Origin of the sequence: Streptomyces sp. NPDC048424 (assembly GCF_040651555.1) — a bacterium.
Taxonomy (GTDB): Bacteria; Actinomycetota; Actinomycetes; order Streptomycetales; family Streptomycetaceae; genus Streptomyces.
Genome location: NZ_JBEZKE010000010.1, coordinates 264,621 through 285,681 on the forward strand (window position 1 = coordinate 264,621; position 21,061 = coordinate 285,681).

Below are 21,061 nucleotides of genomic sequence, written 5' to 3' on the forward strand. Positions count from 1 at the left end.
TCCGGCTCCGGGGCGCACCAGCGGCGGGCTACCCGTGCGCCGGTCCGCGCGGGCTCACGTCCCCACGGCGTCCTCGACGCTCGCGTGCAGGGAGAGCACGGTGTCGGCGCCGGTCACGGCGAACAGCCGGCGCAACTGCTCGCCGGGGGCGGCGATGCGCAGGGCGGTGAGGTGGTGCAGACGCAGCAGCAGGTTCAGGAAGGAGGAGTCTCCGAAGGTGATGGCACCGGCGTCCAGCACCACCAGCGGGTACCGGTCCGCGGCGGCGACGAGTGCCTCCTCCAGCGGGGTCAGCGTGTCCTGGTCGAGCTCCCCGTGGGCCGCCACCACCCACCCGGCCCCCGCCGGGTAGGTCTCCCCGACCACACCCTGCTGGTGCGCGTCCCTTGCTCCGGTCATGTCCGCCTCCCCGGATCGCCACCTGTACGTCTGTACGTCGTCCTCAGGGAGTATGCCTGCTGATCGCGCCGACGCGGCCGCCGCCGTCCGCGTCGGCGCCCCTTCGGCCGCACGGCACGACCCTGCGGAAAAACTAATTCCGCCGAGCTGTGTAGAACCGCGAAGTCGGGGCAGAAGGGCCCGGGCAGCCGTCAGTCGATCGGGAGGGAGCGGCCACCATGTCTCGCTCGTCCACCGCAGTAGGCCCCATTCGTGCAACAGAGGCGCACGCGCCTGCTTGTGACCAAGGCACCGCGGGAGCGCCAACGCAGGACGAGGACCTGTTCCATGTGGAGAACGCCCGGGAGATGGCTCCCGCCGACGCACGGGAACTGTCGCGGCTCTTCTTCGGGAGACTGCGCACGCTGGAGGAGGGGACGCGCGAGTACCAGTACACGCGCAACACCCTGATCGAGATGAATCTCTCGCTCGTGCAGTTCGCCGCGCGACGGTTCCGCTCGCGGGCGGCCGGCGGGGGTCTCGACCTGGACGACATCATCCAGGTGGGGACCATAGGTCTGATCAAGGCCATCGACCGCTACGACCTGGAGCGCGAGGTCGAGTTCTCCACGCTCGCCCTCCCCTACATCACGGGTGAGATCAAGCGCTACTTCCGCGACACCACCTGGGCCGTGCACGTCCCGCGCCGCCTGCAGGAACTGCGCATGGAACTCGCCAAGGCCCAGGAGACCCTGACCGACGACCTGGGGAGGGCGCCGACGGTCAAGGAGGTCGCCCGGCACCTGAAGCTGTCCGAGGACGAGGTCATCGACGGGCTGGTGGCCGCGAACGGCTACACGAGCGGGTCCCTCGACACCGCCGGCGCGGAGAGCGACGCGACGTCCACGACGAGCCCGACGACCCGGCCGCTGGCGGAACGCCTCGGCGAGGTCGACCCCGCCATGGAACTCTTCGAGGAGTTCCACACCCTCGCGCCCCTGCTGAAGCAACTGGACGAACGCGACCGGCACATCCTGCGGATGCGCTTCGGCCAGGAGAAGACGCAGGCCGAGATCGGCGCCGAACTGGGCATCTCGCAGATGCAGGTCTCCCGCATCCTGTCGCGGACCCTGGCCCGCCTGCGCGCCGGCATGCTCACGGTGTAGGGCCGGGCCATGACCTCCCTGCGGACGGGAACGGGAGCGGGATCGGGAAGGGGCGCGGCGGCGCCCCTGACCGTCCTGCCGCTACAGGGCCGCCCCGGCGTATGCCTGAGCGGCAGCTGCGACCTCGACACCCGGCACGCCCTGTCCGCCGCGCTCGGCGTCGTGACCGGGGTGCCGGGCCCCGTCGTCCACCTGGACCTCTCCGCCGTGGCCTTCCTCGACACGGCCGCGGTGGCCGCCCTGGTGCAGGCGTCGGCCGCCCTCAACGGGCAGGGGCGGCGCCTGCTGCTCCACGACCCGCCATACTCGCTGCGCAAGGTAGTGGAGATGTTCCCGGACGAATGCGCCGCGCTGGAGGTCGCAGCATGATCACTGTTCCTGCGCCCGCCGGGCCCGGGGCCTTCGTCCACCCTGCCCTCTTCTACCGGGATCTCGACGAGTACCTCACGGGCGTGGGCGGTTTCGTACGGGCCGCCCTGTCGGCCGACGAGCCGGTCCTGGTCGCCGTGCCGGGCCCGCACCTGGACGCCCTGCGCGAGAGCCTCGACACGAGCGGGACCGAGATCGCCTGGACGGACATGACCGGGCTGGGCCGCAATCCCGGCCGCATCCTGGCCTCCCTGCAGGACTTCGCCGACCAGCACGCGAGCCGGGCGGCGCGGATCGTCGGCGAGCCGATATGGCCCGGCCGCTCCCCCGCGGAGGTGCTGGAGGCCACCCGCCACGAGGCCCTCATCAACACGGCCTTCGCCGGCCGGCCTGCCACCATCCTGTGCCCGTACGACGTACGGGGGCTGGCGCCCTCGGTGGTGGCCGACGCCCGGCGCACGCACCCCACGCTGATCGAGGAGGGCCGAGACCTGCCGAGCGCCGCCTACACCGACGCGTCCAGGGTCAGCGCGGACTGCGATCTGCCCCTGCCCGAGCACGACGGCGAGGTGGACCGTCTCGACTACGCCGCCGGCGGGCTGGCCGAGGTGCGCGAGCACGCCGAGAACTGGGCGCGTGGCACGGCCCTGACCCCGGCACGCCGCGGCGACCTCGTCCTGGCCGTCAGCGAGGCGGCGGCCAACTCCCTCTCCCACGGAGGCGGGAAGGGCACCCTCCGGCTGTGGACCACCACCGGAGCGGGAGCCGGCGCGGGGGTCGTCGCCGAGATCCACGACGGCGGCCGGCTGGCCGACCCCCTGGCCGGGCGCCGCCGCCCTTCCCTGGCGTCGACCGAGGGAGGCCGCGGGCTGTGGATGATCCACCAGCTCTGCGATCTGGTCGAGGTCCGTGCCGCGGAGAGCGGCTTCACGCTGCGACTCCACATGGCGACGCTCTGAGAGCGGCGGTCCCCTAGACTGTACGGGCACGTACCCGAGAGCAGAGTCCAGAGTCGACGTGGGGGTGAAAGACCACAGTGGAGACCATCGGTCCGGAAACGGGCGATACCGTCAGCGCCGCCGTTCCCGTCCGGGGGCAGCGCCGTCGGCTCGCCCTGACGGGCGTCCGCGGCTCCGTGGCCAAGGGCCGCGACTTCACGCGCCAGGCCCTGCGGGACTGGGGCTGGGACGGGACCGAGACCTCCGAGGACACCCTGCTCCTCGTGTCCGAGCTGCTGACCAACGCCTCGCTGCACGCGGGCGGTTGTCACGAGCTCGTGCTGACGGCCGGGGATTGCCTGCGCATCGAGGTGTGCGACGGCACGACGACGATGCCCTACCCCAACCCGGCCCCGCAGCGCGGCCTCCCGGGCGGTCACGGGCTGCACATCGTGGAGCGGCTGTCCGACCGCTGGGGTGCGCAGGTGCACACGGGCGGCAAGGCCGTCTGGGCCGAGATCGATGCCGCCCGGCTGGTGTCCGGCAGGCCCACGGGGCGCTGACCGCCGGTCCCGCCCGGCCGGACCGCCCGCCCGCCTGCCCGGTACCCGGGGCGTGAATCCGGCCGCCGCGGGCAAACGCGCGTCATGACCTCCCATCAGCTCACCACCCTGTCCCTCACCCCGGCGCCCGGGCCCGCCTGGGTGCACCTGCTCGTCATAGGCTTCGCGCTGATCGTCCTCGTCCACACCCTCGCCCGGCACCGCTAGGCCCTGTCCGACCTAGCCCGTGCTGGAGCCGCGTCCACGGGGTATCCGCGGTGCATGGAAACCTCTTCGGCTCGGCCGGGCGGCTCGTGGCGCCCGTGGTGGGGGCGGATCGCCGCAGGTCTCGCGGTGGTCGTGGTGCTGATCGTGCTCGCGGAGCGCTTCAGCCTGATTCCGGGATTCGGCGGCCTCTTCGGCGAGGACACCCGGGACCGCTCCGGTCCCGCGCTGCTCAAGTCGATCCAGGACATGGACCGTTACGAAGCGGCGGTCGGCAACTTCCAGGTGGTCGTGGACCTCGAGAAGGACGCGGCGCTGCTGCCGGACGCGATCCGCGGGACCCGCACCCTGTACGTGGGCGCGGGCGCCGTCGGCGGCTACGTCGACCTGGGCGGACTGGACGAGCGGAGCGTCACCGTGAACGGCGACCGCACGAAGGCCTCGATCCGGCTGCCGCACGCGGTGCTCGGCACCGCGGCCCTCGACCCGGACCGCTCGTACGCGGTGTCCAAGCAGCGGGGCCTGCTGGACCGCATCGGCGATCTGTTCTCCGACAACCCGGCCGGCGAGCAGGCCGTGCAGAAGCTCGCCGTGCAGCACATCAACGAAGCGGCCCGCGAGAGCGGTCTCGTCGAGCGTGCGGAGCAGAACACCACGTCGATGCTGGAGGGCCTGCTGCGCTCCCTGGGCTTCCACGAGGTGACGGTGGCGTACGGCTGAATCGTGCGCCGGCCGGCGTTTTCCGCTCCGGGCCGGGTAGCCGCGCCTCAAGACGTCCTGACGGACGACCCGCACCACAGGGTGCGGGGCTGCCCACCACACGGAAGAGGTGCACATGTCGCACGTCGAGGAGTACGTCGAGGTCAACGTCCCCGTCCGCACGGCCTACAACCAGTGGACGCAGTTCGAGGACTTCCCCGCCTTCATGGAGGGGGTCGAACGCGTCGACCAGCGCACGGACACGCTCACCCACTGGGTGACGAACGTGAACGGTGTGCAGCGCGAGTTCGACGCGCAGATCACCGAGCAGCTCCCGGACCGGCGCGTCGCGTGGATGACGGTCGACGGGGAGGCCCGCCAGGCCGGGCTGGTCGTCTTCCAGCCGATCGACGCGACCACCACCAAGGTCGTCCTGCACATGAACTGGGTGCCCGACGGCCTGGCCGAGACGGCCGCCGACAAGCTCGGCTTCGTCAAGCGTCAGGTGATGGGCGATCTGAAGCGGTTCAAGCTGTTCATCGAGTCGCGCGGGGTCGCGACCGGAGCCTGGCGCGGCGAGGTGTGATCCCGGCCGGAGGGGCGGGCAGGGCGGTACGGGTCCGGTGTTCAAGGGGGTTACCCGCCTAAGGGAGGCGGGTACCCCGGGTATCTCGGCCAAGTTGTCCGTACGCCCCTGCACGCCCCCCGCAGTGACGTTCCATCACCCCTGAACGGGGGCACCCGTGGTGCCGTTGGTTCGTCTACCGAGGAGAGCACTGATGACGAAGGTCCTCGTCCTGCACAGCGTCAGCCTGGTCAGGTCGGCACTGGCCGCCCTGCTGAGATCGGAAGGGCGCTTCGAGGTCACGTCGGCGGGCTGGCGGACGGCGGTGCGCCAGGCCGAGTCCTTACGACCAGACGTGACGGTCGTCGACCTCGACTGTCCGGGGACCACCGCCGTCCTCGCCGACGACGGACGCGCGGACCGCCAGGTCCTCGCGTCCCCGTCGCCGGTCCTGGTCCTCGCGTCGACCGGTGCGCCGGGTTCGCTGCACCGGGCCTTCCGGGCCGAGGCCCTCGGCTACGTCGACAAGGACGGCTCGCCGGGGCGGCTCGTCCGGGCGGTCCGGAAGGTCGCCGCGGGGGAACGGTTCATCGACGCCTCGCTGGCCTCCGCCTTCATGGAGGCCGACCCCGTACCGCTGAGTCCGCGGGAACTCAGCGTGCTGGCCCGGGCCGCGGAGGGCGATTCCATCGCCGAGATAGCCCGCGCCCTGCACCTGGCGAGCGGGACGGTACGCAACTACATGGCCGCGGCGACCCGCAAGACCGGCGCGCGCAACCTCATCGACGCGATCCGCATCTCCCGGCGCGCCGGCTGGGTGTGATCCGCGGCCGCCGCGGACGGGCGCGCCCGGGGCCGCCCGGCGGAGGCGGCCGGCCGCGTCAGCCGTCCGTCCCGTTCCACCCGCCCACCAGATCGCGGTACAGCGGCGACCTGTCCGGGAGTTCCGCGTGCGTGCCGCACACGGCCCGGGTCCCGTCGAGGACGAGGACCCGGTCGGCGCGGGCCGCGGACGAGACCCGGTGGGCCACGACGACGAGGGTGCCGGGGCGCTCCGCGAGGGCCCGTTCCGCACGTTCCTCCGTACGCGGGTCCAGGTGGCAGGTGGCCTCGTCGAGCAGCAGCAGCGGGGCCGGCGAGAGGTAGGCGGCGGCGAGCGCGAGGTGCTGGCACTCCCCTCGGGACAGCAGCCGGGGGGACACCTCGGCGTCCAGGCCGCCCAGCCGCTCCACCAGGTCCTCCAGCCCCAGGGCGCTGATGGCGCGCCGCACCGGGGCGTCCCCGGCCCCGGGGACACCCGGGTGCGGGGACAGGTGGGTGAGGTTCTCCCGCACGGTGCCGGTGAACACGTAGGCCTGCTGCGGCAGCAGGGTCCGCCGCGGGTCCGCTCCCGTGGCGGCCGGGTCCCTGCGGGCGGCCGCGCCGGCGACGAGGACCGTCCCGGCGTCGGGTGAGAGCATCCCGGCGAGCAGCGCGGTGAGCGTGGACTTGCCGATGCCGCTCGGCCCGACCACGGCGAGGTGCTCCCCCGGCCGCACCACCAGGTCGAGGGCGTCGAGTACGGGGGCGGCGCCGGGGCCGTAGGCGAAGGTGACGTCCCGGAGCTCGGCCGCGGCGGCGGTCTGCCGGCCGGTGTGGACGAGCGCCCGCGGCCCGGTCGCGCGGTGGCCGTCCGGCTCCCCCGGCGACGGTTCACAGAAGCGTTCGAGGACCACCACCAGCCGGGTTCCGGCGGAACCCAGTGCCGTCATCAGCGAGTTGAGGGCGGGCAGCAGTGCCTGCACCACGTACGTGAGGCCGCCGGCCAGCGTACCGGCGGTGATCCCGCGCCCGAGCAGCCAGGGCGTCGCGGCGAGGAGCGCGATCACCGGCAGCCGGCCCGCCGCGGCCAGGGCCAGGGTGCGCACGGCCGCCCAGCGCGCGAGGGTCCGCGCCAGCCGCTCCTGGGCGGCGATCAGCGGCTCCACCCGGGCCCTGGCCGCCTCCTGTCCACCGCAGGCGACGACGTCCCGCAGGCCCTCCCCCAGCGCCCCCACCCGGTCCGCCAGCGCCTCGTCGGTGTCCAGGGAGCGGCGTTGCGCGGACGCCATGGGGCGCAGGGTGGCCAGGAAGGCGGCCACGCCCAGCAGCAGCGGGGGCAGCACGACCAGCAGGAGCACCGGGGCCAGGGCTGCCATCCCCGCGAGGACGCCCACGGCGGTGAACACGAACGAACGCACCGTCAGGACCAGTCCCGCGAAGGAGTCCCGGGCCATCTCCGTCTGCTGGGTCAGCCGGGACACCGCGCCCGTGTCGGGGGCGCGCACCGGGTCGGCGACCGCGCGGTCCAGTGCCTGCCGCACGGCCCGCCGGACCAGGCCGTCCCGCAGCGGCTCCACGAGGTCGGCGAGTCCGGCGAACACGCCGCGCAGCGCGAAGGCGCCGAGCAGGGCTCCGGCTCCGGCCGCCGCCAGCCAGGCGAGACCGGTGGCGGTGCGGCCGGCGAGGAAGCCGTCGTCGAGGGCGCGGGCCACGCCGTAGCCGCCGAGGAAGGTGTGCGCGGACTCCAGCAGCGACCAGGCCGCGAGCCGTCCCACGGCGCCCTTGCGGCCGTGCAGGAACCGTCGGCCCTCGGGGGCCACCCGGCGCCAGGCCTCGCCCTCGCCCTCGCCGTGGCCGTGGCTGTCGCCGTCGCTTTCGCCGTCGCCGTCGGTCACCGCGCCGCCTCCGATACCGCTTCGCTCGCCGCCTCCGTCGCCGCTTCCGCGTCCGCCGCGAACACCGCCCGGTAGGCGGGCTCGTCCCGCCACAGTGCGGCGTGGGTGCCGGCCGCCCGCATCCGCCCCTCCTCCAGCCATACGACGAGGTCGGCGCGGACCGCGGACGAGAGGCGGTGCGCGACCACGATCCGGGTGCCGGGCCGGATCCGGTGGGTGAGCGCCCGCTCGACCTCTCGGGCGGTGACGGTGTCGAGGCTGGAGGTGGCGTCGTCCAGCACGAGGAGCCGGCCCGCGTGGCAGAACGCCCGGGCCAGGCCGAGGCGTTGGACCTCACCACCGGACAGGGGGGCGTCGGCGAGGCGCGTGCCGTACCCGTGCGGCAGGCGCCGTACGAACGGGTCGGCGCCCGCGGCCCGGGCCGCGGCGCGCACCGCTTCGGGGTCCGGGGCCGGACCCGCACCGAACGCGATCGCGTCGCCGACCGTGGCCCCGAGGAGCACGGGCCGGTCGAAGGCGTGCCCGACCTCGCGGCGCAGCCCTTCCGCGGTCAGCTCCCGCAGGGGTACGCCGTCCAGCAGCACCTCGCCCGCGTCGGGGTCGGTGAGCCGGCCGGCCACGGCGGCGAACAGCGTCTTGCCGGAGCCCGACCTGCCCACCACCGCCACCGTCGAGCCTCCGGGGACCACCAGGCTGATGTCGTGCAGGACCGTCGTGCCTCCCCGTACGACCCGGACCTCGCGCAGCTCCAGGGTGCCGGGGCCGCCGTCCGGCAGCTCCGCCCGACCGTGGTCGAGCACGGGCAGTGTCAGCAGGTCGGCGGTCCGGCGGGCGGCGGCCCGGCCGCGGACCACGGCCGCCAGCCCGCCCGTCACGGCGCCGATGCCGGCCGCGAGGCCGGCGTACCGCAGGACGGCGAGGAGTTCGCCGACCCCGATGGCCCCGGCCGACAGGCGGATGCCGCCGACGGCGAGGACCGAGTACAGGAGCATCGGCATGAGGGCCGCGGACCGGGCCGTGGTGCCGCCGTAGACCTGCCACATGCGCCGGCCCTCGGCGCCGAGCTCGGGCAACTGGGCGAGGATCCGGGTGCGTTCGCGGTCGGCGGTGCCGGCGGCGGCGATCGTGCGCGCTCCAGCCAGTGCCTCGACGAGGCGGCCGGCGGTCGCGAGCTGGACCTGCTGGTAGCGGGCGATGCTGGTACGGGTGTCGCGGGTGAAGGCCCGCAGCAGGAGCACCAGCAGCGGCACACCCACGAGGAAGGCGAGCGCCGTCCACATGTCGATGAGGAAGAGCGCGACCAGCGCGCCGAGCGGCGGCAGCAGTGCGGCGCAGGCGTGCGCGACGGCGGCCGGCACCTTCCCGGCCTCGGCGGCGTGCGCGGTCATCCGCGCGGCGGTTTCGCCGGGCGCGTGGCGGGCCGCGTGGTGCGGGGCCGTCCGCAGCAGCCCGGCGAGCCCGAGCCTGCGCAGCCGGGCGGTGGAACGGCCGTCCACCTCGCCGGTCAGCCGTGCGGCGGCGGCGTCCAGTGCCACCTCCGCCACGACGACCGCGGCGCACAGCAGCGTCCAGGTGGGGCCCGACGGGTCGCGGCGGAGCAGCAGGTCGAGGGTGTGGCCGAGGACGGCGGGTTCGGCGAGTGCCGCCGCGGCGGCCGTCACGGCGCATCCGAGGACGGCGGCGGTGCGCCCGCCACTGTGCCGGGCCGCTGCCACGAGCGCCCGGTCGGCGGTGCGTCCCACGCCCGGCTCCCGCGCCGTGTCGGGCGCCGCGTCGGTCGCGGTGTCGGTCACCGCGTCGGGAGGGCTCATCGGCGGATGCCTCCAGAGATGTGGTGCGGGCCCGGGCGGTGAACCGCCCGGGCCCGAGGTGACCTGGATCAGTGACAGGTCGTGAGGCTCAGGCTGCTGTCGCCGCAGAGGAGCAGGCTGGCGCGGCTGCCGCCGCCACCGCCGCCGCCGTGCATCGCCTCGGTGGTCTCTTCCTTCGGGGTCTCCATCGACTGCAGGTCAAGAAGCGTCATGTCAGGTTCCTCTTCTTCTCTGAGGTGGTGCGATGGGTCACGGCCCCGGACGGGACCGGCTTGGGGGCCGCCGCGCGCTCGCGCAGCGGCGGGAGGAACGGCAGGTGCGCGCGCCCGCCGGGCGCGGCGCTGCCGAGGGCGAGGAGAGCGCCGGCCGTGCCCGTGGCGAGGTCCATGGACAGCCGCATCATCTGCTCGCCGGGGAAGGCCAGATGCCCCTGGTACGGCACGGCGTGCCGGGCCAGTGCGTCGATCTGGCGGGCGATGGCTCCGGGCCCGGTGCCCGGGCCGGGTGTGGTGGTCCGGGCCAGGTGGAGGATCATCCCGGCGGCGCCGCGCAGCAGCCCGGGCTGGGCGTAGAAGGTCGCCTGCGCCGCCCGTACGATCTCGCGCCGGGCCTGTTCGAAGCGCTCGTCCGGGCCGTGCTCCAGCCAGTCGTCGAGCACCATGCCGATGCCGACGCTGCCCTCGCCGAGGTACGGCATCGTGCGCCAGCCCTCGTTCACCTGGAGGGTGCCGAACGCGCTGGTGACACAGCGGTCGAGGTCGCGGTGGAGCGCTTCGGCGGCCTGGATCAGCAGTTCCTTGTCTCCGGTGCGCTCGTACAGCCGCACGAGGAGCAGGGCGGCGCCGGAGTTGCCGTACAGGAGCCCCGCGCGCCGGGGCCGCCGCTCCGGCCGGACGATCAGTTCGGCGCAGCGCAGGGCGGCGGTGTGCAGTGCGCTCTCGCCTGTCGCGGTGCCGAGCGCGTCCAGGGCCAGGCCGATGCCGGCCAGCCCGCTGTGCAGATCGGGGCCCGCGCTCTCCCAGGGCTGGTCCATCAGCAGGCCGACGAGGGCGAGGGCGCGGTCGTGGTGTCCGAGCCGGTGCAGCGTCCAGGCCGTGCCGGCCAGACCGTCGTAGAAGCCGAGCGGGGTGCCGGAGGCGGGTTCCGCGGTCTGGTCGAGCAGCCACTCCTCGGCCTCGGGCCAGGGTTCGCCGCCGGTCTCGGCGAGGGCGTGGAGCACTCCGGCGATCCCGTAGCCGAAGCCGACGCCTCCCCCGGCGGCCGCGAACTGGGCGATGTCGCCCGGGACGAGGCGGTCCTCGCGGTCCGGGGTGGCGCTCGCCCGCAGCGCCGCGGTCATCGACGTACGGGCGGCCGGCCATTGCCCCGGCTCGACGGGCAGGTACGGCCCGGCCGGTGCGGGCAGGCGTCCGCCCGGTGCGCCCTGCGGGACGCCGGACAGGATCTCCTCGACGGCCTCGTCGAGGAACGCTCGCGGTACGGGGAACTGCTCGGCGGCGACGGCGGCCAGATGCGCGGCCTTGGCCCGGTCCAGGACGAGCAGGCTGGTCAACGGGAGGAACAGGGCGAGCCGCAGGCAGGCGAGGGCGTAGCGGTCCACGGAGAACCCGCGGCGCTCGGCCGGGGCGACGAAGGCGGGGTTGGCCACGGTCTGCCGCAGTCCCTCGTCGACGTGCGCGGCGGCCTCGAAGTCCAGGAGCGCGACGGTGGGTTCGCCTCTCTCGTCCTCCGCGACCATGATGTTGAAGAGGTGGAGGTCGTTGAAGACCACGCCGCGGGCGTGCACGGCGTCGACGGCCTCGGTGACCCGCCGGTGGATCGTGAGGGCCCACTCGGTGTACGAGGCGAGCTCCGCGGGGTCGGGATCCGCCTCGATCAGGGGGTGGCGCCGGGCGAAGTAGGTGTTGAGCGGCTTTCCGGGGAGGTGTTCCAGCACCAGGAAGTGGTGGTCGCCCACCGTGAACGTGCCGCGGACCGCCGGTACGCAGTCCAGGCCCGCCAGCCGTTCCAGCGCGGCCCGTTCGCGGTGCAGCCGGGTCACGGCGTCGGCGCCGTCGGCCGCGAGGCCCGCGTACGGCCTGGCTTCCTTGAGGACCACGGACTCGCCGGTGCGGCTGTCCTTCCCGACGTAGACACCGCCGCCGTTGGAGAAGTGCAGCGCCCGCTCCACCGTGAAGGGGACGTCGGTCAGGGTGACCGCGGAGCGCGCCGCGAGGTGCGGCTCCAGGAAGTCGGGCAGTTCGAGCCACTCGGGCGGCTGGAAGGCGGGACCGCGCAGGTCCGGTACGAGCCGCCCGTCGGGGGCCTCGATGGCCGGGACCAGTTCGCCGTGCTCGTCGTAGCAGTGCCGCAGGGTGAAGCTGCCGTAGCGCAGGTGCACCGGTCCGGCGCCCCACCGCAGGTCGCTGAGGATGTACGGGCCGGCCGCCCCCGCCAGCGCGGCGTCGAGGTCCTCCGCGATCCGGCGGCACTGCTCCTCGTCGGCCGGGTAGACGGTGATGAACTTGCCGCTCGCGGCGCGGTCGGCGTACTTGGCGTTGCGCAGGTGCAGCAGGTACCGGCTCGGTATGAACTTGAAGGCGATGCCCCGGGCGGTGCAGTACGCGTACACCGCCGTCAGGAGCGACTCGGCGTTGTCGAGCGTGGCCGATACGTGGATCTTCCAGCCCTGCGCGGGCAGTTCGGCGTCGACGGGACGCAGGGCGAACCAGTCGCCGCTGCGGTGCGAGCGCCACCCCGCCGGGACGGGGGCGTCAGCCGCCGCGTAGTTCTCACCGGCCCGCCGGTACGGCGCGTCGTAGAACCAGCGGTCCGTGTCGCAGAAGGCTGCGTACCCCTTGTTCACACCTGCTCCCTCGGTCGGCGGCAGACCGAAGGTGTCACGCCCGGCGGATGCGGCGACAGTCACCGCTGTCATCGATGGGGTGTGCAGTACTCATGAGTCACAAGTCGGGGCTCACAAGTCAGGTGTCACGAGGCTCCGTTGCCGTCGGGCGGCCCTGCGGACGGCGGTGGGGCAGGCGGAGTTGGGGCAGGCGGTGCCACCAGTGCCTGCGGCGCGGGTGCACGGCCCGGCCCAGCCTGCGGCCGATCAGCAGGTACCCGAGGAGCGCTCCGGCCGTGTTGAGGAGGACGTCGTCGATGTCGAAGACGCGGCCGGTGACGAGGGCTCCCTGGGTGAGCTCCACCAGCGTCATCAGGCAGACCGTCACGGCGGCGACCCGCAACAGCCCCCGGGCCGGGGGCAGCAGGACGGGCAGGAGCACACCGAAGGGCACGCCCAGCAGGAGGTTCCCGCCCAGCTGGCGCACCGCCTCGATGGTCGACGTCCCGTCCAGGTAGGCGTTGATCGAACGGCCCGGGTGGATGTTCCTGTGCACGAGGGCCGCCGAGGCGGCGGACGGTTCCAGCGTCAGCCGGGCCAGGACCACGCTGAACGCGACGGTGCCGGCGAAGGCCGCCACCATCGCCAGTGCCCGGACGGCCGGGTGTACCGGACGGCGCCGCCCCCCGGGGACCGTTACCGCCGCTTCCTTCGCCTGCTCACCGCGCCGCGCTCCAGTCCATGTCATAAGGGCGCGCCTACCCGGCGAACGGCACGGTACGCGGGCCCGGCTGACGGTCCGCCAGCCGGGCCACCTCGATCTCCGCCCAGACGACCTTGCCGGTGCCGTGGGCATAGGACCCCCACCGGTCGGAGAGCCGCTGCACGATGTGCAGGCCGTGGCCGCCGGGGAGACCCGGCCGGGACGCGGCCCGGGGGCGTGGCAGGTCCTTCGCGCCGTCGAGCACGTCGATGCGCAGGGTCTCACCGGCGGTCAGGACGAGTTCGTGGCAACCCCGCGCGTGCAGGGCCGCGTTGGTCACCAGCTCGGACACGACGAGCAGGGCGTCCTCGGCGCTCTCGCCGCGGTCCCAGCCCCAGTCCCGCAGGGTCTGGCGGGTGAAGTCGCGGCCCTTGCCGACCGCGCCCCGGACACTGCGCAGGGCGAGCCGCCGGCGCTGGCCGGTGACCGGCACTCCCGCACGCCGCGGGTCGCCGGCGGCTGCTCCTGTCGTGTCCACTGTCGCCTCACCCCGACCGTTGAGCTGCTCTGTGTCGGACGGAGCCGTGCGGCTCCGTCCGCGGACCACCCCCGGACCGGCCGCTTCCCGCGTCCGGTCCGGGGCCGGCCGGCTACCAGTAATGGCGCCGACCGCCGACCGCGTGCCCGACCGAACCCAGGATCCACAGCACCGCCCCCACTACGAGGAGGATGACCCCGATGGTCCACAGGATGGAAATTCCGGTCAGGAATCCGACGACCAGGAGAATAAGTCCGACGAGAATCATGTTGCCCTCGTTCTCATGTTGGGGAATTCGGCGGAACAATTGGATCCGCCGTGGCCTCTCGGATCGCGTCTACCCTCGAACTCCGGGTACGAACAGGCCGGGGGGACGGAAATGGGCCCGAACTCGACGAGTTCGGGCCCATTCCGGTGCCGGCTCAGGCCGGCCGGCGGCCGAGGGGGCCGCCGGCCGAGTAGTAGTACGTGCCGAGCGCCTCGCGGTAGTCGACGTCGCCCAGGTGCTTGTCACGGTGGAATTCCGGGGCGTTCCTGATCTGCTCCTTGGTGCCGTCGACGTAGACCTTCTCCTCGTCCGCATCGATCCGGATCACGGTGCTCGCCGGGAGCAGGACCTCCTTGCCGAAGATCCACACACCGGTGTCGACGACCAGGTAGGCGTCACCGACCTCGTAGGAGTGCTTGTCCACCTTGCCGATGTCGCCGTCGGTCGCCTCGACCTTGTACCCGGTCAGATCGGCACCGGCCAGGTGGCCGGCGGTCGACCGGTAGGTCCACACATGTTCGGTCACGCGAAAACAACTCCTCCGGCGGACGGGGGACGACGGGTCTTCCTGTCGTCCCGCCCTCTTCGATGGCGTACGCGGTGGCATCGGTGCCCCGCCCGGACTCGGTTGCCCCGCCCCCGGCGCTTCATTCACGGGAGCGTGCGCGAGTGCCCCGCCGGGCTGCTGTCCGGCGGGGCACTCCGTACGTGAATCGGGTCGGGGGGCGGGTCAGGACTTGCCCGTGGCCCTCTTCGTCTTGTCCGAGGCCTTCGCCGTCATTTCCTCCGCCTTGCCGCTCATCCGCTCGGCACTGCCCTCCGCCTGCATGCCCTTGTCGTCCATGGCGCTGCCGGCGCTCTCCTTGATCTTGCCCTTGACCTGCTTGGCCTTGCCCTTTGCCTTGCTCATGACGGGGTGGTTCCTTTCTGGAAGGGGTTGCTGCCCACCTTGCTTGCGCGGCAGGCGCTCCGCAATTCGTGCCGGGATTTCCTGATGAATACGGGTGCCGCCGGGGCCGCCCGCCGGAGCCTTCTCCACCTGGGCGCACGCCGGGTACGGCCGTGGCATGCTCAAGGAATGGAGGGCGATGCCGCGCCTGCGGGCGAGGGCGCCGGGCCCGAGGTGCTGGCGCTCGCCAAGGTGGTCGCCAGGCTGCGATCGGAGGTCGCGGACCTGGAAGGCGCCGCCGCGTCCACGGCCGTCGTCGAGCGGGCCAAGGGCGTCCTGATGGCCCAGTCGGGCGTATCCGCCGACACGGCCCGCGACATGCTGCTCGGCCGCGCCGGTGCGGGGGGCCGCACCCTTCTGGAGGAGTCGTGGCTCACCCTGGGGCAGATCCCCTCGCGCCCGCCGCCCGGCACGGCATCCGCCGCCCCCTCGGCCGGTGCGGGGAGCGCACCGGCCGCCCCGGCCTTCGGCTCCGGACGCCGGCTCGTCGGCGGACGCGCCGGTCCGGCCGCCCTGCGCCCGCCGCTGGCCCGGCTCGCCGACGGCCTGGCCGTGGCGCACGACGGTGACGACGTCGCGGAGCTGCTGCGGACCGTGCTCGGCACCGGGGCCGGCGTGGACGCGGTGATGATCTACGCGCTGGCGCCCGCCGGAAACCTGGAGCTGATCGGCCACGCCGGGATCGACGACGTGCTGGCCGCGCAGTGGCGCCACGTCCCCCCGCTGTCCGGCGTGGCCGCCCACGAGGCGCTCACCGGGCGCCGGGCCCTGTGGCTGGAGGATCCGGCGCAGGACGCCCGCCACTACCTGCTGATCGGGGACGCGACGGACCGGTGGCACTCCCGCGCGTGGGTCCCCGTACCCGCCGACGGCGCCCCGGACAAGGCCATCGGCTTCCTGCGGACGCGGCCGGGACCCTTCCCCGCCGACGTCCGGGCGCTGCTGCGGCGGGCGGCCCGGTTGTGCGCCGGCCCCCTGGGGACGCCGGAGCGGCCCCCCGACGCCGCGGCCGAGCCGGCGGACGTGGACGTGGCCGCCGCCCAGCGGATGCTGGACGCCCTGGCCGGGCCCGCGATCCTGCTCACCCCGCTGCGCTCGGAGGCCGGCGAGGTGGAGGACTACCGCATCGACGCGGCGGCGCCCGAGTCGGTGGACGTCGCCGGGCGGCGCGGCAAGGAGCTCGTCGGCCGGCGGGTCCTGGAGACGTACCCGACCGTGGTGGGCACCGCGCTGTGGGACGGGTACCTGGAGACGCTCACGACGGGAACGGCGTACGAGGGCGAGCCCTTCATCTACGAGGAGGTTGTCGCCGGTGTCCCGCAGCAGTCCGTCTACTCGGTCCGGGCCTCCAGGCTGGGGAACCGGCTGGTCGTGTCCTGGATCCGGCACGACACGAGCGAGCGCGAGGCACGGCGGCTGGCCGACATGCAGCGGCTGGGCAACCTGGGCTGGGCCGGATGGAACCTGGCGACGGACACCGTCACCTGGTCCGATCAGGTCTACGCCATCTTCGACCGCGACCCGCGCCACGGGCCGATGGCACTGGAGGACCTGCCCCGGCACGTCCTCCCCGACGACCTGCCCAAGCTGGGCACCGCCCTCCGGCAGCTGCTGAGCAAGGGGGAGCCCGTCGACCAGCCGTTCCGGATCGCGACCGCCGACGGCGTGCGTCACCTGCGGATCGTCGCCGAGGCCCAGACCGACGTGGACGGCACACCGGTGGAGGTGCACGGGTTCTTCCAGGACCTCAGCGCGCAGCGCGGCGTCGAGCTCGCACTGCGCGAGAGCGAGCGCGCCGTCCTCCTCCAGCGCGGCATGCTCCAGGCCGAACGGGCGCTCGCCGCGAGCCTCCAGGACACCCTGCTGCCGATCCCCGATCAGTCCCTGGAGCTGGCCGGCCTGTGCATCGACGTCGCGTACGTCCCGGCCGACCGAGGGGTCAACGTCGGCGGCGACTGGTACAGCGCCATCGAACTTCCGGACGGCAGTGCCCTGTTCGTCGTCGGGGACGTGGCCGGCCACGGTCTGGCCGCCGTCGGCACGATGGCCCAGCTGCGGTTCACCACGAAGGGCATGACGGTCACCGGCTCGCCCCTGCCCGATGTGCTGCGCCGGCTCAACACCCTCCTGCTCCACACCGCCACGGACCCGTCCGGCACCGCGACCGCCACCATGGTCATGGGCCGCTACCAGCCCTGGGACCGGCGTCTGACCTGGGTACGGGCCGGCCACCTGCCCCCCTTGCTGGTCCGCGGCGACCGGGCGACCTTCCTCGAACAGCCGCCGGGCAACCTCCTCGGCGCGACCTTCGAGGCCTCCTACGGTCAGGCCGTCCTCGAGCTGATGCCCGGCGACCGCCTGCTGTTCTACACCGACGGGCTCGTGGAGGAGCCGGGCGAGGACATCGGCGTCGGACTCGACCGGCTCGCCGCGTCCACCCTGCGGCTCCTGCGGGCGGGACACGGCGAAACCCTCGCCCGGACGCTCGCCGCGCTGTGCCCGGGCAACCGCGACGACATCTGCGTCCTCGACATCCACGTCCCGGACGACCCGTGAACCGGCCCACCGGGCGCGGCCGCGCCACGGCGTCGACGGGCCCCCCGCGCGCCCGGGCCGCAGGCTTGGACGGCAACCGACGGGGTAGGCGCGCTGTACCCCGAAAATCCCGGACGGGAGAGGGAGTGTGTGCCTGATGCCCACGGCGAACGGAGAACGATTCACCGTCGAGGCGCGGTCCCTCCAGGGGGCCACGGTCCTGGCCATGGCGGGGGAACTCGACCACGACACCGCCGAGCCCCTGCGGCAGGCCCTGGACACCGCCTGGCCGGACGGCGGGCGGCTGCTCGTCGATCTGACCCGCCTGGACTTCTGCGACTCCACGGGCTTGAACGTGCTGTTGCGCGGCCGGCTCGCCGTCCAGGAATCCGGCGGCACCCTCGAACTGGTCGGCCTACACCCACCGGTCGCACGCATGTTCCACATCACGGGGGCGGACCGCCTCTTCCGGCTCCACACGGACGTGGAAGCCGCGCTCGCGGCGTCCCAGCAGCGGTAGGAGAGGAACAACGATGGACGAGGGCCGGTCGCCGGAGCTGACCCGACTCCTCGTGCTGCACGGGGCCGCGAACGCGGTCACCCGGTGCCGCGACTTCACGCGCCGGGCCCTCGCGGACTGGCGCTGGCCGCCGGGCCCCGTGGAGGAGGGCACCCCCGGGGCGGAGGTCACCGACGACGTGCTGCTCCTGGTGTCCGAAGTCGTGGCCAATGCCTGTCTGCACGCGGGCGGACCCACGTCGCTGGCGCTGCGCTGTACGAGCGAGCGGCTACGGATCGAGGTGACGGACGCGAGCCCCGCCGCACCACGGGCCACGCACCGGTCCGACCCGTCCCGGCCCGGAGGCCACGGGCTCCTCATCGTGGAACGGCTGGGCCGCAACTGGGGCTGGAGTCCGGTGGGCGGCAACGGCAAGTGCGTGTGGGTGGAGATCGGCTGTCGCTAGGCCGCCTCTTTCAGCGCGCGCCGGGACCCGGGGCAGGGCTCAGCGGGCGCCGGGACCGGACTCAGCGGGCGAGCTCCCGCAGGTCCAGCGGCATTCTCCAGAAGTTGCGCCGGTGGACCACGTCGAGTTCGGCCTGGAGCGGGGACGGAGGCACCGCCAGCACGGGGCAGGCGGCGTGCGCGAGGCAGTAGCGGGCCACCGACGGGCGGACGAGGCGGCGCCACGCGGCGCGCGATCCCGTACCGACCACGAGGAGGTCGTCCGGGTCCCTCGCGGTGTCCACGAGGGCCGCGCCCGCGGTTCCCCGTACGGTGAGGCCCGCGAGCGTGACACCGGGGTGCACGGCGCCGAAGGCCGTGTCGAGGACGTCGCGGAGTCGTTCGACCACCGCGGCCCGGCACTCCGCCAGGGCAGCGGGCCCGAGACCGTTGCGGCTCCCGAGTTCACCGCCCGGCGGCTGCCAGGCCAGGACGACCCACAGCTCCGCATCGCGCACACGCGCCTGCGCGGCGGCCTTGTGCAGTGCGGCCAGACTCCCCGGGGTGCCCGTGGCACCGACAACGACCTTCGGCATGGCTTCTTCCCTCTCCTCGCCGTTCACCGGTTCCCATGGAAAGGCCGCGACGGAGGTCGAGGTGGGGATATTGACGGCCTTCTCACGCGGCCGCCCACCACCATGACGGATCGCTGACGCCACCGGGGGCCCGGGATGGCGTCAGTGATCCGTATGGACTTGGCCCGCTGCCGTAAAGGTCCCGTCATGGGGTGGCCGCGGGGGCGTACCGGCGGGGATAGCTTCGTAAGCCGCGCCCCGGACTGCCTCCCCGCATCCGGGGCCCCAACCGCCGCTCGTGGTTCCTCTGGGAGGGCCTCATGTGTTTGTTCCAGTACGACGACGACCCGGAGCCTGAAGAACGCGTCCCGGCCGGGCCCCTGTACGTGCCGGTCCTGCCGGGAAGGGCGGAGGTGCTGGTACGCCTGTTCCGCACCCCGCTGGGAGCACGTACCGCCGTGGGATTCACCAGTGCGGAGCGGCTGGCCGCGACGCTCGGCGCCGGCCACCAGTGGATCCGGCTCTCCGAGTCCGCGCTCCGCGCGATGGCCGGACCGATCGGAGCCCCGCTGCTGACCGTCGACCCGACCCTCACCGCACCCGCGGTCACCGGGACGCCGACGGGTGCCGCGGCCGGGGCGGACGCCACCACGGTCCCGCAGCCTCCCGAGACCGTCGCCCGGAACGCCTGAAAGGGAGCCGCACCATGGCCACCGTAGCCCTCTCCGCGATTCCGGCCGATGCCGGTGAACTGTCCGTATGGCCCGCCTCCACGACCCGGCTTCCGCACGGGGACCTGGCCGTCGGCGGGGTGTCCCTGGCCGAGGTGGCCGAGCGCTTCGACACCCCGGCCTACGTCCTCGACGAGGGCGAGGTGCGCGGGCGCTGCCGGACCTACCGGGACGCCTTCCCCGACGCCGATGTGCTGTACGCCGCCAAGGCCTTCCTGTCCCGCGCGATGGTGCGCTGGATGGAGGAGGAAGGACTGGGCCTGGACGTCTGCTCGGCCGGGGAGCTGGAGCTCGCCGTCACCGCGGGCTTCCCGCCCGAGCGCATCCTGCTGCACGGCAACGCGAAGTCGCCCCGGGACATCCGGGCGGCGCTGCGTCTCGGAGTCGGCCGCATCGTCATCGACGGTCCCTCCGAGATCGCGCGGATCGCCGCCGCCGTCGGGCCCGAGGGGCACCAGAAGGTGATGGTCCGCGTGGTGCCGGGCGTCTCGGCCGGCGGCCACGACAAGATCCGTACCGGTACGGAGGACCAGAAGTTCGGGCTCTCGCTCACCGACGGGTCGGCGCAGGACGCCATCGCCCGCATAGTCGGCCAGCCGCAGCTCGAACTGACCGGCCTGCACTGCCACATCGGCTCCCAGATCACCGAGGTGGAGCCCTACCTGGTGGCCGTGCGCCGGATGGTCGCGCTGATGGCCCGCATCCGTGACGCGCACGGAGTCGTCCTGCCCGAGCTGGACATGGGCGGCGGCCACGGCATCGGCTACCGGCCCGGTGAACCCGCCCTCGACCTCACCGCCCTCGCCCGGGGCCTTCGCGCCGAGCTCCGCGAGAGCTGCGCCGCCGCGGGCCTGACCGTACCGCGGCTCGTCATCGAACCGGGGCGTGCCGTCGCCGGTCCCGCAGGGGTCGCCCTGTACCGCGTGCTCGCCGTCAAGCACACCGGCGAGAAGGTCTTCGTCGCCGTCGACGGAGGCATGAGCGACAACCCGCGCCCCGCCCTGTACGGGGTGCGCTACGCGCCCCGCCTGATCGGCCGTCACTCCGCCGCCGACGCCCGCACGACCACGGTCGTCGGCCGGCACTGCGAGGCCGGGGACGTGCTCGCCGCCGACGTGGAGCTGCCGGGCGACATCCACCCCGGCGACCTGCTCGCCGTACCGGTGGCCGGCGCCTATCAGCTGTCCATGGCCTCCGGTTACAACATGGTGGGCCGTCCCCCGGTGATCGCCGTTCACGAGGGCACGTCCCGCGTGCTGGTCCGGCGTGAGACGCTGGAGGACTTCCGCAGCCGGGACATCGGCAGCTAGGCCTTGTCCGGGCCGTCTCTTGCGGACCGTGCCCAAGGACCGTATCCAAGGGCCAGGACCGTGCCTAAGGCTGGTGGACGAGCTCGATCACCATCGCGGCGATGAGGGCCCAGACGCCGATGCCGAGCAGCCACAGGGCGTCGAGGGCGGCGCCGGTGGTGACGACGGCGAGGCCGGCCGCCGTGAGGGCGAGTACGGTCCGGCGCAGGGCGCGGTCGGAGTGCGGGCGAGTGGTCACGCCAGTGAGAATCCCGCCGAACCTTCGCCGTGGCGAGGGTCCGGCGGGATTCCTGTCG

General features: G+C 73.7%; 25 protein-coding genes. 13 read left to right on the plus strand and 12 right to left on the minus strand.

The window, feature by feature from the left end; translation table 11 throughout:
* Positions 1-54 precede the first annotated feature (54 nt).
* Positions 55-399, minus strand: a complete 345-nt coding sequence (locus AB0D29_RS17530; protein WP_362855065.1) for an STAS domain-containing protein — start codon at positions 397-399, stop codon at positions 55-57.
* Positions 400-617: 218 nt separating this feature from the next.
* Here AB0D29_RS17530 and AB0D29_RS17535 point away from each other — a divergent pair, with 218 nt between their 5' ends.
* The 8 genes from AB0D29_RS17535 (at position 618) to AB0D29_RS17570 (ending at position 5,705) form a co-directional block, all read left to right on the plus strand.
* Positions 618-1,544, plus strand: a complete 927-nt coding sequence (locus AB0D29_RS17535) for a SigB/SigF/SigG family RNA polymerase sigma factor (protein ID WP_362855067.1) — start codon at positions 618-620, stop codon at positions 1,542-1,544.
* Between the two features lie 9 nt (positions 1,545-1,553).
* Complete coding sequence (locus AB0D29_RS17540; protein WP_362855069.1) at positions 1,554-1,913, plus strand: STAS domain-containing protein; 360 nt, start codon at positions 1,554-1,556, stop codon at positions 1,911-1,913.
* Positions 1,910-2,872 carry a sensor histidine kinase gene (locus tag AB0D29_RS17545; protein ID WP_362855071.1) on the plus strand — a complete coding sequence of 321 codons (963 nt, stop codon included), beginning with the start codon at positions 1,910-1,912 and terminating at the stop codon, positions 2,870-2,872. Before AB0D29_RS17540 ends, AB0D29_RS17545 begins: the two co-directional genes overlap by 4 nt.
* A 77-nt stretch (positions 2,873-2,949) precedes the next feature.
* Complete coding sequence (locus tag AB0D29_RS17550; RefSeq protein WP_362855073.1) at positions 2,950-3,414, plus strand: ATP-binding protein; 465 nt, start codon at positions 2,950-2,952, stop codon at positions 3,412-3,414.
* Positions 3,415-3,498: 84 nt separating this feature from the next.
* Positions 3,499-3,621 (plus strand): hypothetical protein, encoded by a 123-nt coding sequence (locus tag AB0D29_RS17555; protein ID WP_351288897.1) that lies wholly within the window; start codon positions 3,499-3,501, stop codon positions 3,619-3,621.
* A gap of 54 nt (positions 3,622-3,675) precedes the next feature.
* Positions 3,676-4,338: a DUF4230 domain-containing protein gene (locus AB0D29_RS17560; RefSeq protein WP_362855075.1), complete on the plus strand. Its 663-nt coding sequence runs from the start codon at positions 3,676-3,678 to the stop codon at positions 4,336-4,338.
* 115 nt (positions 4,339-4,453) lie between these two features.
* Positions 4,454-4,903 (plus strand): SRPBCC family protein, encoded by a 450-nt coding sequence (locus tag AB0D29_RS17565; RefSeq protein WP_362855077.1) that lies wholly within the window; start codon positions 4,454-4,456, stop codon positions 4,901-4,903.
* Between the two features lie 193 nt (positions 4,904-5,096).
* On the plus strand, positions 5,097-5,705 hold the full coding sequence (locus tag AB0D29_RS17570; protein ID WP_362855079.1) for a response regulator transcription factor: 609 nt from the start codon (positions 5,097-5,099) through the stop codon (positions 5,703-5,705).
* 58 nt (positions 5,706-5,763) lie between these two features.
* Here AB0D29_RS17570 and AB0D29_RS17575 read toward each other — a convergent pair whose 3' ends face one another.
* The 9 genes from AB0D29_RS17575 to AB0D29_RS17615 form a co-directional block, all read right to left on the minus strand.
* On the minus strand, positions 5,764-7,503 hold the full coding sequence (locus AB0D29_RS17575) for an ABC transporter ATP-binding protein (protein WP_362855137.1): 1,740 nt from the start codon (positions 7,501-7,503) through the stop codon (positions 5,764-5,766).
* Between the two features lie 71 nt (positions 7,504-7,574).
* On the minus strand, positions 7,575-9,389 hold the full coding sequence (locus AB0D29_RS17580) for an ABC transporter ATP-binding protein (RefSeq protein ID WP_362855081.1): 1,815 nt from the start codon (positions 9,387-9,389) through the stop codon (positions 7,575-7,577).
* 68 nt (positions 9,390-9,457) lie between these two features.
* On the minus strand, positions 9,458-9,601 hold the full coding sequence (locus tag AB0D29_RS17585; protein ID WP_362855083.1) for a SapB/AmfS family lanthipeptide: 144 nt from the start codon (positions 9,599-9,601) through the stop codon (positions 9,458-9,460).
* Positions 9,598-12,234, minus strand: coding sequence for a class III lanthionine synthetase LanKC (gene lanKC, locus AB0D29_RS17590; protein WP_362855139.1), 2,637 nt, complete (start codon positions 12,232-12,234; stop codon positions 9,598-9,600). The genes AB0D29_RS17585 and lanKC overlap by 4 nt, the downstream gene beginning before the upstream one ends.
* Positions 12,235-12,352: 118 nt before the next feature.
* Positions 12,353-12,961: a VanZ family protein gene (locus AB0D29_RS17595; protein WP_362855085.1), complete on the minus strand. Its 609-nt coding sequence runs from the start codon at positions 12,959-12,961 to the stop codon at positions 12,353-12,355.
* 10 nt (positions 12,962-12,971) lie between these two features.
* On the minus strand, positions 12,972-13,454 hold the full coding sequence (locus AB0D29_RS17600) for an ATP-binding protein (protein WP_362855087.1): 483 nt from the start codon (positions 13,452-13,454) through the stop codon (positions 12,972-12,974).
* Between the two features lie 112 nt (positions 13,455-13,566).
* Positions 13,567-13,722, minus strand: coding sequence for a DUF6131 family protein (locus AB0D29_RS17605; RefSeq protein WP_362855089.1), 156 nt, complete (start codon positions 13,720-13,722; stop codon positions 13,567-13,569).
* Between the two features lie 154 nt (positions 13,723-13,876).
* Positions 13,877-14,248, minus strand: coding sequence for a PRC-barrel domain-containing protein (locus AB0D29_RS17610; RefSeq protein ID WP_362855091.1), 372 nt, complete (start codon positions 14,246-14,248; stop codon positions 13,877-13,879).
* A gap of 204 nt (positions 14,249-14,452) precedes the next feature.
* The gene (locus tag AB0D29_RS17615; RefSeq protein WP_362855093.1) at positions 14,453-14,632 is read right to left on the minus strand and encodes a CsbD family protein; all 180 of its coding nucleotides are present in this window, start codon (positions 14,630-14,632) and stop codon (positions 14,453-14,455) included.
* 168 nt (positions 14,633-14,800) lie between these two features.
* On the opposite strand from AB0D29_RS17615, the gene AB0D29_RS17620 reads away from it, so the two are divergent.
* From AB0D29_RS17620 to AB0D29_RS17630, 3 genes are all read left to right on the plus strand, one after another.
* Positions 14,801-17,227, plus strand: a complete 2,427-nt coding sequence (locus AB0D29_RS17620; RefSeq protein ID WP_362855095.1) for a SpoIIE family protein phosphatase — start codon at positions 14,801-14,803, stop codon at positions 17,225-17,227.
* A 136-nt stretch (positions 17,228-17,363) separates the two neighbouring features.
* Complete coding sequence (locus tag AB0D29_RS17625) at positions 17,364-17,726, plus strand: STAS domain-containing protein (RefSeq protein ID WP_362855097.1); 363 nt, start codon at positions 17,364-17,366, stop codon at positions 17,724-17,726.
* 13 nt (positions 17,727-17,739) lie between these two features.
* Complete coding sequence (locus AB0D29_RS17630) at positions 17,740-18,171, plus strand: ATP-binding protein (protein ID WP_362855099.1); 432 nt, start codon at positions 17,740-17,742, stop codon at positions 18,169-18,171.
* Between the two features lie 61 nt (positions 18,172-18,232).
* Here the strand turns inward: AB0D29_RS17630 and AB0D29_RS17635 are convergent, their stop codons facing one another.
* Positions 18,233-18,745: a universal stress protein gene (locus tag AB0D29_RS17635; RefSeq protein WP_362855101.1), complete on the minus strand. Its 513-nt coding sequence runs from the start codon at positions 18,743-18,745 to the stop codon at positions 18,233-18,235.
* 299 nt (positions 18,746-19,044) lie between these two features.
* Here AB0D29_RS17635 and AB0D29_RS17640 point away from each other — a divergent pair, with 299 nt between their 5' ends.
* Positions 19,045-19,416, plus strand: coding sequence for an SAV_915 family protein (locus AB0D29_RS17640; RefSeq protein WP_362855102.1), 372 nt, complete (start codon positions 19,045-19,047; stop codon positions 19,414-19,416).
* Positions 19,417-19,430: 14 nt separating this feature from the next.
* A complete protein-coding gene (gene lysA, locus AB0D29_RS17645) occupies positions 19,431-20,765 on the plus strand; it encodes a diaminopimelate decarboxylase (RefSeq protein WP_362855104.1) in 1,335 nt (444 codons plus the stop codon).
* A 64-nt stretch (positions 20,766-20,829) separates the two neighbouring features.
* Here the strand turns inward: lysA and AB0D29_RS17650 are convergent, their stop codons facing one another.
* Entirely contained in the window at positions 20,830-21,003 is a 174-nt protein-coding gene (locus AB0D29_RS17650; protein WP_362855105.1) for a hypothetical protein, read from the minus strand.
* Positions 21,004-21,061: the final 58 nt, after the last annotated feature.